Annotated in this window: 9 protein-coding genes and 1 tRNA gene; 9 read left to right on the top strand and 1 reads right to left on the bottom strand. The window is 68.9% G+C overall.

Going from position 1 to position 14,175, the window contains the following annotated elements:
- Nucleotides 1-373: 373 nt before the first annotated feature.
- The 9 genes from dnaA (at nucleotide 374) to IG78_RS0103605 (ending at nucleotide 13,337) form a co-directional block, all read left to right on the top strand.
- The gene (dnaA, locus tag IG78_RS0103645) at nucleotides 374-2,530 is read left to right on the top strand and encodes a chromosomal replication initiator protein DnaA (protein WP_030559679.1); all 2,157 of its coding nucleotides are present in this window, start codon (nucleotides 374-376) and stop codon (nucleotides 2,528-2,530) included.
- Between the two features lie 806 nt (nucleotides 2,531-3,336).
- On the top strand, nucleotides 3,337-4,467 hold the full coding sequence (dnaN, locus tag IG78_RS0103640; protein WP_030559678.1) for a DNA polymerase III subunit beta: 1,131 nt from the start codon (nucleotides 3,337-3,339) through the stop codon (nucleotides 4,465-4,467).
- A 107-nt stretch (nucleotides 4,468-4,574) separates the two neighbouring features.
- Nucleotides 4,575-5,459: a phosphogluconate dehydrogenase (NAD(+)-dependent, decarboxylating) gene (gene gnd, locus IG78_RS0103635; protein WP_030559677.1), complete on the top strand. Its 885-nt coding sequence runs from the start codon at nucleotides 4,575-4,577 to the stop codon at nucleotides 5,457-5,459.
- Nucleotides 5,460-5,547: 88 nt separating this feature from the next.
- Nucleotides 5,548-6,672: a DNA replication/repair protein RecF gene (recF, locus tag IG78_RS0103630; protein ID WP_030559675.1), complete on the top strand. Its 1,125-nt coding sequence runs from the start codon at nucleotides 5,548-5,550 to the stop codon at nucleotides 6,670-6,672.
- The gene (locus IG78_RS0103625) at nucleotides 6,669-7,424 is read left to right on the top strand and encodes a DciA family protein (RefSeq protein ID WP_078964785.1); all 756 of its coding nucleotides are present in this window, start codon (nucleotides 6,669-6,671) and stop codon (nucleotides 7,422-7,424) included. Before recF ends, IG78_RS0103625 begins: the two co-directional genes overlap by 4 nt.
- Before the next feature lie 285 nt (nucleotides 7,425-7,709).
- Complete coding sequence (gene gyrB, locus IG78_RS0103620; protein ID WP_030559672.1) at nucleotides 7,710-9,818, top strand: DNA topoisomerase (ATP-hydrolyzing) subunit B; 2,109 nt, start codon at nucleotides 7,710-7,712, stop codon at nucleotides 9,816-9,818.
- A gap of 56 nt (nucleotides 9,819-9,874) precedes the next feature.
- Nucleotides 9,875-12,469 (top strand): DNA gyrase subunit A, encoded by a 2,595-nt coding sequence (gene gyrA / locus IG78_RS0103615; RefSeq protein ID WP_030559670.1) that lies wholly within the window; start codon nucleotides 9,875-9,877, stop codon nucleotides 12,467-12,469.
- An 18-nt stretch (nucleotides 12,470-12,487) separates the two neighbouring features.
- Complete coding sequence (locus tag IG78_RS0103610; RefSeq protein WP_078964784.1) at nucleotides 12,488-13,162, top strand: DUF3566 domain-containing protein; 675 nt, start codon at nucleotides 12,488-12,490, stop codon at nucleotides 13,160-13,162.
- A gap of 98 nt (nucleotides 13,163-13,260) precedes the next feature.
- Nucleotides 13,261-13,337, top strand: a tRNA-Ile gene (locus IG78_RS0103605).
- 296 nt (nucleotides 13,338-13,633) lie between these two features.
- On the opposite strand, the gene IG78_RS0103600 is transcribed toward IG78_RS0103605, so the two are convergent.
- A complete protein-coding gene (locus IG78_RS0103600) occupies nucleotides 13,634-13,972 on the bottom strand; it encodes a DUF6344 domain-containing protein (RefSeq protein WP_030559667.1) in 339 nt (112 codons plus the stop codon).
- Nucleotides 13,973-14,175: the final 203 nt, after the last annotated feature.

Raw genomic sequence — 14,175 nt, 5'->3', positions numbered from 1 at the left:
GGCTCCAGAAATGATGTGTGTGATGGCGGGACATCGCCTGGCTGTCACCGTGCGCCCACGAGAAGCTCGCGAATACGCACCGAGTGCACCGCTTCACAATCACAGATCGTGATCTTTGCCCATCGGAGGCAGGCGGCAGCAGCCATCGACAACTCGACCTGGTTACGGTACGCGGGGCTACGCCATCCGGTCAAACCAGCAGCCTTGGAGAGACACTGTGCACAGGCTGTGGACAACAACTTGAACCGCACCCGTCGCCCTGACTACCGTGGCTGAACTCCGTCTTCGTTCCCTTCCCCCTGCCCCTCCCGATTTCCGTCACTACCCGTCCCAAGAACCACACGTTCGTGGGACCCGTGAGAGAGCGTGCCCTGTGGCTGACGTACCTGCCGATCTTGCCGCAGTGTGGCCACGGGTACTGGAACAACTTCTGGGAGAGGGGCGGGGGCAGGACGTAGAGGCGAAGGACGAGCACTGGATCAAACGGTGCCAGCCGCTGGCGCTCGTCGCCGACACGGCCCTGCTCGCCGTACCGAACGAGTTCGCCAAGGGGGTCCTCGAGGGCCGTCTCGCCCCCGTCGTCAGCGAGACGCTGAGCCGTGAGTGCGGCAGGCCGATCCGCATCGCGATCACGGTCGACGACTCCATGGGCGAGCCCGCGCCGCCTCCGGCCCCGTCCGCACAGCAGCAGCCCCGCTACGACGAGCAGCCTTCCCGGTACGAGGAGCAGCCGCAGCGCTACGACGAGCAGTCCTCCCGGTACGAGGAGCAGTCGCCCCGCTACGACGGCCAGCCTCCCCGGTACGAGGAGCACCCGCAGCGCTACGAGGAGCAGGAGCTGCCCTCGTCCGGTCAGGGGCATGACACCCGCGGCACCCGCGATCCGCACGACTCGCACGACTCGCACGCCCCTCGCGACTCCCGCGACTCTCGCGACCCGCACGACGCCTACGACGGCTACGGCCGCCGCCCCGCGGACGACCACGGCGCGCGCGGCGACCAGCTCCCCACCGCCCGCCCGGCCTACCCGGGCTATCAGCGCCCCGGCGCCTGGCCGCAGCAGCCTCAGGACGACTACGGCTGGCAGCAGCCACGGCTCGGCTACCCCGACCGCGACCCGTACGCGAACCCGCCGCAGCAGCCGCAGCACGACTACCGCTCGCAGCCGCCCGAGCGCGGACCGTACGACCAGGAGCGCCAGCGCCAGGAGCGGGAACGAGAGCGGCAGTCGCAGGACAGGCACGAGCGCCGGGAGCGGCACGACCGGAACGAGCCGTCCGGCGGCACGGGCTCCGGCGGCCAATCCGGTCACACCGGCCCTTCGGGTCACACAGGCCACACAGGCCACACAGGCCCCTCCGGCCCCGGAGGGCAGGGCGGCCGCGGTGGACCGGGCGGACCACCCATGGGCCGCGGCGGCACCCCCCTGCCCGCGTCGAGCGGCGCACCGGGACCGCTGGCCGCGCAGCCCGCACCCGCGACCGGCCCTGGCGAGCCCACCGCGCGCCTGAACCCGAAGTACCTCTTCGACACCTTCGTCATCGGCGCGTCGAACCGGTTCGCGCACGCGGCCGCGGTGGCCGTGGCGGAGGCACCGGCGAAGGCGTACAACCCGCTGTTCATCTACGGGGAGTCGGGACTCGGCAAAACGCATCTGCTGCACGCGATCGGGCACTACGCCCGCAGCCTCTATCCCGGCACGCGCGTGCGCTATGTGAGCTCGGAGGAGTTCACCAACGAGTTCATCAACTCCATCCGCGACGGCAAGGGCGACAGCTTCCGCAAGCGCTACCGCGAAATGGACATCCTCCTGGTCGACGACATCCAGTTCCTCGCGGACAAGGAGTCGACGCAGGAGGAGTTCTTCCACACCTTCAACACGCTCCACAACGCGAACAAGCAGATCGTGCTCTCCAGTGACCGGCCGCCCAAGCAGCTAGTGACCCTGGAGGACCGGCTGCGCAACCGCTTCGAGTGGGGTCTGATCACCGATGTCCAGCCGCCCGAGCTGGAGACGCGTATCGCGATCCTCCGTAAGAAGGCGGTGCAGGAGCAGCTCAACGCCCCGCCGGAGGTCCTGGAGTTCATCGCGTCGCGCATCTCGCGGAACATCCGTGAGCTGGAGGGCGCGCTGATCCGGGTCACGGCGTTCGCCTCGCTCAACCGGCAGCCGGTGGACCTCGGTCTCACGGAGATCGTCCTGAAGGACCTGATCCCCGGCGGCGAGGACGCCGCACCCGAGATCACGGCGACGGCCATCATGGCGGCGACCGCGGACTACTTCGGCCTCACGGTGGACGACCTGTGCGGATCCTCCCGCAGCCGGGTCCTGGTGACGGCACGACAGATCGCCATGTACCTCTGCCGGGAGCTCACCGACCTCTCCCTGCCGAAGATCGGCGCGCAGTTCGGCGGCCGCGACCACACGACCGTGATGCACGCCGACCGCAAGATCCGCGCGCTGATGGCCGAGCGCCGCTCGATCTACAACCAGGTCACCGAGCTCACCAACCGCATCAAGAACGGCTGACAGCAAGCCCGTCACGCGGCTTCAGGGCGCTCCGGAAGGCATTCCGGAGCGCCCTTCGCGTTGTCCACACGCCTGTGGGCGCGACCTCGCCGACACCTGCTGTTCGATTACGGGTCACCGACGGCACGTTCTCCACAGAAGTGCGGCCTTTGCGCCTTCCACACCCTGGGGAGAGGCGAGTTGTCCAGATCGTGTCCACAGGGGACCCTGCTGAATGTTCATCAGACCAGGTCAATGGGTTGTGGATTCGTGGACGAAGACTTTCCACAGGCTGTGGATGAAGGTCGTGTCCACAGGGCCTCCGAAGGGTTGTCCACCGGCGGCCCACAGGCGGAGGCCGGTTGTGCACAGCTTCCCCACAGGCCTGTCCACTGTTCGGCAACGCGACGCGCCCTCTCACCGTGACGAGTGAAAGGCGTCACACCAAGGTGCCGGGTTGGCCTGTGGGGAAGCTGGGTAAAACTGGGGACAGGGCTGGGGAGAAGTGGCCCTTCCCTGTGCATCGGGTGTGCAGAACTTTCGCCCGTCCACAGATTCCACCGGTTATCCACCGCCGCCACCCACAGGGTCGGTGGACAAAAAACCGGTGTTGACCTGCGCTTTCGCGGTTATCCACGGTTTCCACAGGCCCTACTACTACTACCCCCTAGAGTGAGCTGAGAATCCGTTTCGAAGTGGGGCCTGTGCACAACTCGCCGCTCGGCCCGCTTCCGCCTCTCGGCACGACTTGACCCTGACGGGCACCACCTGTCAGTGCGGTGCGTCAGACTGGTCCCCAGTGCCAGCAACAGCAGGAGGGCGGCTAAGTGAAGATCCGGGTGGAACGCGACGTACTCGCGGAGGCGGTGGCGTGGGCGGCACGCAGCCTCCCGGCTCGGCCGCCAGCGCCCGTCCTCGCGGGCCTGCTGCTGAAGGCCGAGGAGGGCGCCCTCTCCCTGTCCAGCTTCGACTACGAGGTCTCGGCGCGGGTCTCCGTGGACGCGGAGGTCGACGAGGAGGGCACGGTCCTCGTGTCCGGCCGGCTGCTCGCCGACATCTGCCGCGCCCTGCCCAACCGCCCGGTGGAGATCTCCACAGACGGTGTACGGGCGACGGTGGTCTGCGGCTCCTCCCGGTTCACACTCCACACCCTGCCTGTGGAGGAGTATCCGGCGCTGCCGCAGATGCCCACCGCGACCGGCACGGTCCCCGGTGAGGTCTTCGCCGCCGCCGCGAACCAGGTCGCGATCGCCGCAGGACGCGACGACACCCTCCCGGTGCTCACGGGCGTGCGCATCGAGATCGAGGGCGACAAGGTCACCCTGGCGTCCACCGACCGCTACCGCTTCGCGGTCCGTGAGTTCCTGTGGAAGCCGGAGGACCCGGAGGCCTCCGCGGTCGCCCTGGTGCCCGCCAAGACGCTCCAGGACACCGCCAAGGCGCTCACGAGCGGCGACACGGTCACCCTTGCGCTCTCCGGCTCCGGCGCGGGCGAGGGTCTGATCGGTTTCGAGGGCGCGGGCCGCCGCACCACCACGCGGCTGCTCGAAGGCGACCTGCCGAAGTACCGCACGCTGTTCCCGACGGAGTTCAACTCGATCGCCGTCATCGAGACGCCGCCCTTCGTGGAGGCCGTCAAGCGCGTGGCCCTCGTCGCCGAGCGGAACACCCCGGTGCGGCTCAGCTTCGAGCAGGGGGTGCTCATCCTGGAGGCAGGCTCCAGCGACGACGCACAGGCTGTGGAAAGGGTCGACGCCCAGCTCGAGGGCGACGACATCTCGATCGCCTTCAACCCGACGTTCCTGCTCGACGGCCTGAGCGCGATCGACTCGCCGGTCGCCCAGTTGTCGTTCACGACCTCCACCAAGCCCGCGCTCCTGAGCGGCAGGCCCGCTTTCGACGCGGAGGCCGACGACGCGTACAAGTACCTGATCATGCCCGTACGTCTGAGCGGCTGAGCCCACAGGTGTGTGGCCGCGTCCGGGCGTAGGCTCGGACGCGGGTACGAAAGTGCCGCGGGCACTGCAGGTGCCCCCACGCCACGTCGCTAGTTAGGAAAGCACTGATGGAGCTCGGTCTCGTCGGTCTCGGCAAGATGGGCGGCAATATGCGCGAGCGCATCCGCCGCGCAGGCCACACCGTCATCGGATACGACCGCAACCCGGACCTCGCGGATGTCGACAGCCTCGAAGAGCTGGTGGGCCGCCTCAAGGGCCCGCGCGTGGTGTGGGTGATGGTGCCGGCCGGAGCCGCGACCCAGTCCACCGTCGACGAGCTCGGCGAGCTCCTGGAGCCGGGCGACGTCGTCGTGGACGGCGGCAACTCCCGCTGGACGGACGACGAGAAGCACGCCGAGGAGCTCGCCGCCAAGGGCATCGGCTTCGTGGACTGCGGCGTCTCCGGCGGCGTCTGGGGCCTGAAGAACGGTTACGCGCTGATGTACGGCGGCGACAAGGAGAACGTCGCCAAGGTGCAGCCGGTCTTCGACGCGCTCAAGCCCGAGGGCGACTTCGGTTCGGTGCACGCGGGCAAGGTCGGCGCGGGCCACTTCGCGAAGATGGTCCACAACGGCATCGAGTACGCGATGATGCAGGCCTACGCCGAGGGCTGGGAGCTCCTGGAGGCCGTGGACTCGGTCACCGACGTCCGTGAGGTCTTCCGCTCCTGGCAGGAGGGCACGGTCATCCGTTCCTGGCTGCTCGACCTCGCGGTCAACGCCCTCGACGACGACGAGCACCTGGACAAGCTGCGCGGCTTCGCGCAGGACTCCGGAGAGGGCCGCTGGACGGTCGAGGCGGCGATCGACAACGCGGTGCCGCTGCCCGCGATCACCGCGTCCTTGTTCGCCCGGTTCGCCTCGCGGCAGGACGACTCGCCGCAGATGAAGATGATCGCCGCGCTGCGCAACCAGTTCGGCGGCCACGCGGTCGAGTCCAAGAGCGAGAACTGATCGAGCCCGGTCTTCCGTCCACAGCCTGTGTGCGGGGGCGGAGCACCGAGAAGCAGATGAAGTAGGCCGGGGGAGGTCCGGGCACACCATGCACGTCACGCACCTGTCCCTCGCCGACTTCCGCTCCTACGCCCGGGTCGAGGTCCCGCTCGACCCGGGCGTCACCGCGTTCGTGGGCCCCAACGGCCAGGGCAAGACCAACCTGGTCGAGGCCGTCGGCTATCTGGCCACCCTCGGCAGCCACCGGGTCTCCTCGGACGCGCCGCTCGTACGGATGGGCGCCGACCGCGCGATCATCAGAGCCAATGTCCGGCAGGGCGAGCGCCAGCAGCTCATCGAGCTCGAACTGAACCCGGGCAGGGCGAACCGTGCCCGGATCAACAGGTCCTCGCAGGTCAAGCCCCGTGACGTACTCGGCATCGTGCGGACGGTCCTGTTCGCGCCCGAGGATCTCGCGCTGGTCAAGGGCGACCCCGGGGAGCGTCGGCGCTTCCTGGACGAGCTGATCACCGCGCGCTCGCCGCGCATGGCCGGTGTGCGCTCCGACTACGACCGCGTCCTGAAGCAGCGCAACACCCTCCTGAAGTCGGCCGCGCTGGCGCGCCGCCACGGCGGCCGCTCCATGGACCTGTCCACGCTCGACGTATGGGACCAGCACCTGGCCCGCGCGGGCGCCGAGCTGCTCGCCCAGCGCCTGGACCTGATCGCCGCGCTCCAGCCGCTCGCCGACAAGGCGTACGAGCAGCTTGCCCCCGGCGGCGGCCCGCTCGCCCTCGAGTACAAGCCCTCCAGCGCGGAAATCGTCGGCCACGCGCGCGAGGAGCTGTACGAACAGTTCACCGCCGCCCTCGTGGAGGCCCGCAAGCAGGAGATCGAGCGCGGCATGACGCTGGTCGGCCCGCACCGCGACGAGCTGCTCCTCAAGCTCGGCCAGCTCCCCGCGAAGGGGTACGCGAGCCACGGCGAGTCCTGGTCGTACGCCCTCGCCCTGCGCCTGGCCTCCTACGACCTGCTCAGGGCCGAGGGCAACGAACCGGTCCTCGTCCTGGACGACGTCTTCGCCGAGCTGGACACGCGGCGCCGGGAGCGGCTCGCGGAGCTGGTGGCCCCGGGTGAGCAGGTCCTGGTGACCGCCGCCGTGGAGGACGACGTGCCGGGCGTGCTCAGCGGCGCGCGGTACTCGGTGGCCGAGGGCGCGGTGGAGCGCGTATGACCGGCGCAGGGCCGTGGCAGGGCGGCGACGGACCGCCCGGGCCCACCACATCCGGCCGCACCGCGTCCGGGCCCACCGCGCCCGGGCCCACCGCGTCCGGGCCCACCGCGTCCGGGCCCACCGCGCCCGGGCCCACCGCGTCCGGGCCCACCGCATCCGGGCCCACCGCGCCCGGCAGCTCCGGGCGCGCCCCCGGCGACGGGCCCCCGGACGTCCCGAGTGCTCCGGGTGCTCCCGACACTCCCAAGCCCCCCGAGCCCTCCGGCGTCGATCTCGCCCGGGTCGCCCTGCGCGCCGCCAAGGAGCAGGCACGCGCGCGTGGTGACGCGACGCAGCAGAAGAAGCAGGCGCGACGCGGCGGCCTGCGCTCGGGTGCGCGGGCTGACGGGCGCGACCCACTGCCCCTGGGGTCCGCCATCAACCGTCTGATCACCGAGCGCGGCTGGGAGACCCCGGCCGCCGTGGGCGGCGTGATGGGCCGCTGGCCGCAGATCGTCGGCGACGACCTGGCCAACCACTGCGTGCCACAGCGGTACGACGAGAACGAGCGCGTCCTGACCGTCCTCTGCGACTCCACCGCCTGGGCGACGAACCTGCGCCTGCTTGCTCCGCAACTGGTCGCGCGGCTCAACGAGGACCTGGGCCACGGCACCGTACGCATCATCAAGGTGCTCGGCCCCGGCGGTCCCGGGCACCGCTACGGGCCCCTGCGCGCCCCCGGCAGCACGGGCCCCGGCGACACCTACGGATGACGTGGTCCGGGCTGTAGCTGGCGGTTGACCTCCCGAAGCGCTGAGTGCCGCTGTGAGCCTCTGGGACCCCGGGGCCGCATATGGGGAGTCGGCTGAGCCCGGTTCAGGGCGGCACATGCGGACTCAGGTACCGGCAAACCCCCATCACTGTCAGAGCTACCGGTAGACTGGAAGCCAATCCCGCCCCAAGCGTGGGGAGCGACGGGAGAAGCTGAGCAAGAGCTGAACCAGGCTTACCAACGCAACACGCCGCAGCCGCTCCGGCGAGCGCCGGGAGCTTGGCTTGTGCTGTGCCAGAAAGGGCGCTTCGTGGCCGATTCCGGCAACCCCAACGAGAACATCCCGTCCACTTCTGCCGGCGCCGGTGCCGGTGCCGGTGGCACACCCGCCGGGGGCAACGCCTCCGGCGGGGTCACGTCGTCGTACGACGCCAGTGCCATCACCGTCCTCGAGGGTCTGGACGCCGTCCGCAAGCGGCCGGGCATGTACATCGGCTCGACCGGTGAGCGTGGTCTGCATCACTTGGTGCAGGAAGTCGTCGACAACTCCGTCGACGAGGCCATGGCCGGGTACGCGGACACCATCGACGTGACGATCCTGGCGGACGGCGGCGTGCGCGTCGTCGACAACGGCCGTGGCATCCCGGTGGGCATCCACCCCGTCGAGAAGAAGCCGGCGGTCGAGGTCGTGCTCACCGTGCTGCACGCCGGCGGCAAGTTCGGTGGCGGGGGGTACGCCGTCTCCGGCGGTCTGCACGGTGTGGGTGTCTCCGTGGTGAACGCGCTCTCCACCAAGCTCTCCGTCGACATCAGGACCGACGGCTATCGCTGGACGCAGGACTACAAGGGCGGCGCCCCCACGGCCCCCCTGGAGCGGCACGAGGCCACCGAGGAGACGGGCACGACCGTCACCTTCTGGGCCGACAGCGACATCTTCGAGACGACCGAGTACTCCTTCGAGACGCTGTCGCGGCGCTTCCAGGAGATGGCGTTCCTCAACAAGGGCCTGACGATCAAGCTCACCGACGAGCGTGAGTCGGCCAAGGCCACGGTGGGCGCCGACTCCACCGAGGCCGTCGACGACACCGTCGAAGAGGTCCGCACGGTCACGTACCACTACGAGGGCGGCATCGTCGACTTCGTGACGTACCTCAACTCCCGCAAGGGCGAGGTCATCCACCCGACCGTCATCGACGTCGAGGCCGAGGACAAGGAGCGCATGCTCTCGGTCGAGATCGCGATGCAGTGGAACTCTCAGTACAGCGAAGGCGTTTACTCCTTCGCCAACACCATCCACACGCATGAGGGCGGCACGCACGAAGAGGGCTTCCGCGCCGCGCTGACCGGCCTCGTCAACCGGTACGCGCGCGACAAGAAGCTGCTCCGCGAGAAGGACGACAACCTCACTGGTGAGGACGTCCGTGAGGGTCTGACCGCGATCATCTCGATCAAGCTCGGTGAGCCGCAGTTCGAAGGCCAGACCAAGACGAAGCTGGGCAACACGGAGGCCAAGACCTTCGTGCAGAAGGTGGTGCACGAGCACCTGACGGACTGGTTCGACCGCAATCCGAACGAGGCCGCGGACATCATCCGCAAGGGCATCCAGGCCGCCACCGCGCGCGTCGCCGCCCGCAAGGCCCGCGACCTCACGCGCCGCAAGGGCCTCCTGGAGACCGCCTCACTGCCCGGCAAGCTCTCGGACTGCCAGTCGAGCGACCCGACGCAGTGCGAGATCTTCATCGTCGAGGGTGACTCCGCCGGCGGCTCGGCCAAGTCCGGCCGTAACCCGCAGTACCAGGCCATCCTGCCCATCCGCGGCAAGATCCTGAACGTCGAGAAGGCCCGCGTCGACAAGATCCTGCAGAACCAGGAGATCCAGGCGCTGATCTCGGCCTTCGGCACCGGGGTCCACGAGGACTTCGACATCGAGAAGCTCCGCTATCACAAGATCATCCTGATGGCGGACGCCGACGTCGACGGTCAGCACATCAACACCCTGCTCCTGACGTTCCTGTTCCGCTTCATGCGGCCGCTCGTCGAGGCCGGACACGTCTATCTGTCCCGTCCGCCGCTCTACAAGATCAAGTGGACCAAGGACGACTTCCAGTACGCGTACTCGGACCGCGAGCGCGACGCGCTGATCGAGATCGGCCGCCAGGCGGGCAAGCGCATCCGCGAGGACTCGGTCCAGCGCTTCAAGGGTCTCGGCGAGATGAACGCCGAGGAGCTGCGCATCACGACCATGGACCAGGAGCACCGCGTGCTCGGTCTGGTCACGCTCGACGACGCCGCCCAGGCCGACGACCTCTTCTCGGTCCTCATGGGCGAGGACGTCGAGGCGCGCCGCTCGTTCATCCAGCGCAACGCCAAGGACGTCCGCTTCCTCGACATCTGAGCCGGTCAGGCGCCCCGACGGCTGCTGACTGACGTACGAAAGGATCTTGACCGGCCATGGCCGACGAGAACAACCCCACCACGCCCGAGGACGACGAGGGCCAGACGCTGCGGATCGAGCCCGTCGGGCTCGAGACGGAGATGCAGCGCTCGTACCTCGACTACGCGATGTCCGTCATCGTGTCCCGTGCGCTGCCCGACGTGCGCGACGGTCTGAAGCCCGTGCACCGGCGCGTCCTGTACGCGATGTACGACGGTGGCTACCGCCCCGAGAAGGGCTTCTACAAGTGTGCCCGCGTCGTCGGCGACGTCATGGGTAACTACCACCCGCACGGCGACTCCTCGATCTACGACGCGCTCGTCCGCCTCGCGCAGCCGTGGTCGATGCGGATGCCGCTCGTGGACTCCAACGGAAACTTCGGCTCCCCGGGCAACGACCCCGCCGCCGCCATGCGCTACACCGAGTGCAAGATGGCGCCGCTGTCCATGGAGATGGTCCGGGACATCGACGAGGAGACCGTCGACTTCACGGACAACTACGACGGCCGCTCCCAGGAGCCCACCGTCCTGCCTGCCCGCTTCCCGAACCTGCTGATCAACGGCTCGGCGGGCATCGCGGTCGGCATGGCGACCAACATCCCGCCGCACAACCTGCGCGAGGTCGCCGCGGGCGCCCAGTGGGCCCTGGAGCACCCCGAGGCCACGCACGAGGAGCTGCTCGACGCCCTCATCGAGCGCATCAAGGGTCCGGACTTCCCGACCGGCGCCCTGGTCGTCGGCCGCAAGGGCATCGAGGAGGCGTACCGCACGGGACGCGGCTCCATCACGATGCGCGCGGTCGTCGAGGTCGAGGAGATCCAGAACCGCCAGTGCCTGGTGGTCACCGAGCTCCCCTACCAGACGAACCCGGACAATCTCGCGCAGAAGATTGCCGACCTGGTCAAGGACGGCAAGGTGGGCGGCATCGCGGACGTCCGCGACGAGACGTCCTCGCGCACCGGCCAGCGACTGGTCATCGTGCTCAAGCGCGACGCGGTCGCCAAGGTCGTACTGAACAACCTCTACAAGCACACGGACCTGCAGTCGAACTTCGGCGCCAACATGCTGGCGCTCGTCGACGGCGTCCCGCGCACGCTGTCCCTCGACGCGTTCATCCGGCACTGGGTCGCGCACCAGATCGAGGTCATCGTCCGGCGCACCAAGTTCCGGCTGCGCAAGGCCGAGGAGCGCGCCCACATCCTGCGCGGCCTGCTGAAGGCCCTGGACGCCATCGACGAGGTCATTGCGCTGATCCGGCGCAGTGACACCGCCGAGGTCGCGCGCGGGGGCCTGATGGACCTCCTGGAGATCGACGAGATCCAGGCGAACGCCATCCTGGAGATGCAGCTCCGCCGCCTGGCCGCCCTGGAGCGCCAGAAGATCGTCACCGAGCACGACGACCTCCAGCAGAAGATCAACGAGTACAACGCGATCCTGGCCTCGCCCGAGCGGCAGCGGTCGATCGTGAGCGAGGAACTCGCTGCCATCGTCGACAAGTTCGGCGAGGACCGCCGCTCCACCCTCGTGCCCTTCGACGGCGACATGTCCATGGAGGACCTGATCGCCGAGGAGGACATCGTCGTCACGATCACCCGTGGCGGCTACATCAAGCGCACCAAGACGCACGACTACCGCTCGCAGAAGCGCGGCGGCAAGGGCGTGCGCGGCACGAAGCTCAAGGAAGACGACATCGTCGACCACTTCTTCGTGTCCACCACGCACCACTGGCTGCTCTTCTTCACCAACAAGGGCCGTGTCTACCGCGCGAAGGCCTACGAGCTGCCCGACGCGGGCCGGGACGCCCGCGGCCAGCACGTGGCGAACCTGCTCGCTTTCCAGCCGGACGAGCAGATCGCCGAGATCCTCGCGATCCGCGACTACGACGCCGTGCCCTATCTGGTTCTCGCCACCAAGGCCGGCCTGGTCAAGAAGACGCCACTGAAGGATTACGATTCGCCTCGCTCCGGCGGCGTCATCGCGATCAATCTGCGTGAGACGGACGACGGCGCGGACGACGAACTGATCGGCGCCGAACTGGTGTCGGCCGAGGACGATCTCCTTCTGATCAGCAAGAAGGCCCAGTCGATCCGCTTCACGGCGACCGACGACGCACTGCGTCCGATGGGCCGCGCGACCTCCGGCGTGAAGGGCATGAGCTTCCGCGACGGCGATCAGTTGCTCTCGATGAATGTGGTCAGGCCCGGTACGTTCGTCTTCACCGCCACCGATGGTGGGTACGCGAAGCGGACCGCCGTCGACGAGTACCGCGTCCAGGGCCGCGGTGGCCTCGGCATCAAGGCCGCCAAGATCGTGGAGGACCGCGGCGAGCTCGTCGGCGCGCTGGTGGTCGAGGAGACCGACGAGATCCTCGCCATCACCCTCTCCGGCGGTGTGATTCGCACGCGAGTCAACGAGGTCAGGGAGACGGGCCGTGACACCATGGGCGTCCAACTGATCAACCTGGGCAAGCGCGATGCCGTGGTCGGTATCGCTCGTAATGCCGAGGCCGGGCGCGAGGCCGAGGAAGTCGACGGTGACATCGTCGTCGACGAGTCGTCCGACGGCGAGCCGGCCGTCGGTACGGACGAGGGCACCGAGTCCCCCGCCGAGTAGCGCGAGGAGAGAGTCATCGTGAGTGGAGCCACGGGCACCGGAGCCGCTGGGACGAGTGGAACCGGTACGGAAGGTGCCCGTGGCTCAGCCACCGATGCACCCGACTCGCATGAGTCTCATGGATCCCAGGGGGGGACTGTGACAGACACCCGAGGCCGCGTCGGTACGGACACCGACGACGGTGCCTCCGGCGCCTCCGGTGCCCTGCCGGGCGAGCGGCAGCCGCAGCAGAGCAGCCAGCCGTACCATCCGCCGCAGGCGTACCAGGCGGCGCCCACCGGCTCGGTGAAGCGCCCCCGCACCGGGGCGCGCACCACCCCGCGTACGCGCAAGGCCAGGCTGCGGGTGGCCAAGGCCGACCCGTGGTCGGTGATGAAGGTCAGCTTCCTGCTGTCCATCGCGCTCGGCATCTGCACGATCGTCGCGGCGGCCGTGCTGTGGATGGTCATGGACGCGATGGGCGTCTTCTCCACGGTGGGCGGCACGATTTCCGAGGCCACGGGCTCGAACGAGTCCAACGGCTTCGACCTGCAGGCGTTCCTCTCGCTGCCGCGCGTGCTGATCTTCACCACGATCATCGCGGTCATCGACGTCGTCCTCGCGACGGCCCTCGCGACGCTCGGCGCGTTCATCTACAACCTGTCGGCGGGCTTCGTGGGCGGCATCGAGCTGACGCTCGCCGAGGACGAATAAGGGTTCCGCGGGCGCCGGAACTCATCGATTTTGGGACTGGCCCGGACGTGCGCTAATCTTCAGTGGTCAGCGCGCGGGGCGATCCCGCAAAGCGCGGCGGGGCTATAGCTCAGTTGGTTAGAGCGCATCCCTGATAAGGATGAGGCCACAGGTTCAAATCCTGTTAGCCCCACCAGCCAGAAGACCCCCAGTCGGTTACGACTGGGGGTCTTTGGCGTGCGGGGGCCTCCGGCGGCATGCAGGGGCTTGTCGTACGCGCGCGGGCTGGGGAGGGCCTCGGCGTGCACGGTCCCCGGCGTGTACGGGTGACGTCTCGGCCAGGGGGGTGGTCGGCGGCCAGTCGTAAGTCGCCCCGGCAGCCCCTGAGGGCAGCGAAGAAGACCCCGAGGGCAGTGAAAGCCCCCGAGGGCAGCGAAAAGCCCCCCGGCCTCATCGGCCGGGGGGCTTCTCCCTGGGAGGTGGAGCGTGTGCCTACGGCTCCGGGGCCAGATGTTCCTCCGTGGGCACCTGGGTTTCGTCCTGGGCCTCTGTGTCCGTCGTCGGCAGGTGGCGGCAGCTCGGGGTGGCGCCGTGGGCCTCGGCACGGATGCGTTGCTTCATCGTGGGGGGCAAGGACCGTTCGTACGCCGCCGTCCACAGGGCCGCCATCGCGGCCGTCGGGCTCGCGGGGCTCTCGCACGTCGTCGTGGCCCGTTCTGCCGGGGCGGCCGCCGTGGCGTTCGTCGTGAGTCCCAGCGTCGCGAACAGGGCGAGCACGGCGGTGACGAGTGCGGTCCACAGCTTCATGGCCTTGGAGGCGGAGGCGGTCATGGCCCCTCACTTTCAGGTTGGGCGATTTGCGTACTTTCCTCATGATGTGTATGTCGAGCCCGAAGTGCGGGACCGACGCCGCCGCGCCGTCGATGTTCAGATGAACACCACCCGGATGGGTGCAAGCGGCCCGGGAGTTGAGGGCGGCAGGAAGGGCCGATCCAGGTCACCGACCGGTATCGGGCGGTGTGTATAGTCGGGCG

The organism is Streptomyces aureocirculatus, assembly GCF_000720475.1.
Lineage (GTDB): Bacteria > Actinomycetota > Actinomycetes > Streptomycetales > Streptomycetaceae > Streptomyces > Streptomyces aureocirculatus.
Note: the sequence above shows the minus strand (reverse complement) of the source record. Positions and strands in the feature narration are given on the sequence as shown.

Bases quoted from the DNA above. Each gene is read 5' to 3' on its own strand.
- gnd (WP_030559677.1), top strand. From the start codon at position 4,575: ATGGAGCTCGGTCTCGTCGGTCTCGGCAAGATGGGCGGCAATATGCGC.
- recF (WP_030559675.1), top strand. From the start codon at position 5,548: ATGCACGTCACGCACCTGTCCCTCGCCGACTTCCGCTCCTACGCCCGG.
- IG78_RS0103625 (WP_078964785.1), top strand. From the start codon at position 6,669: ATGACCGGCGCAGGGCCGTGGCAGGGCGGCGACGGACCGCCCGGGCCC.
- gyrA (WP_030559670.1), top strand. From the start codon at position 9,875: ATGGCCGACGAGAACAACCCCACCACGCCCGAGGACGACGAGGGCCAG.
- IG78_RS0103600 (WP_030559667.1), bottom strand. From the start codon at position 13,972: ATGACCGCCTCCGCCTCCAAGGCCATGAAGCTGTGGACCGCACTCGTC.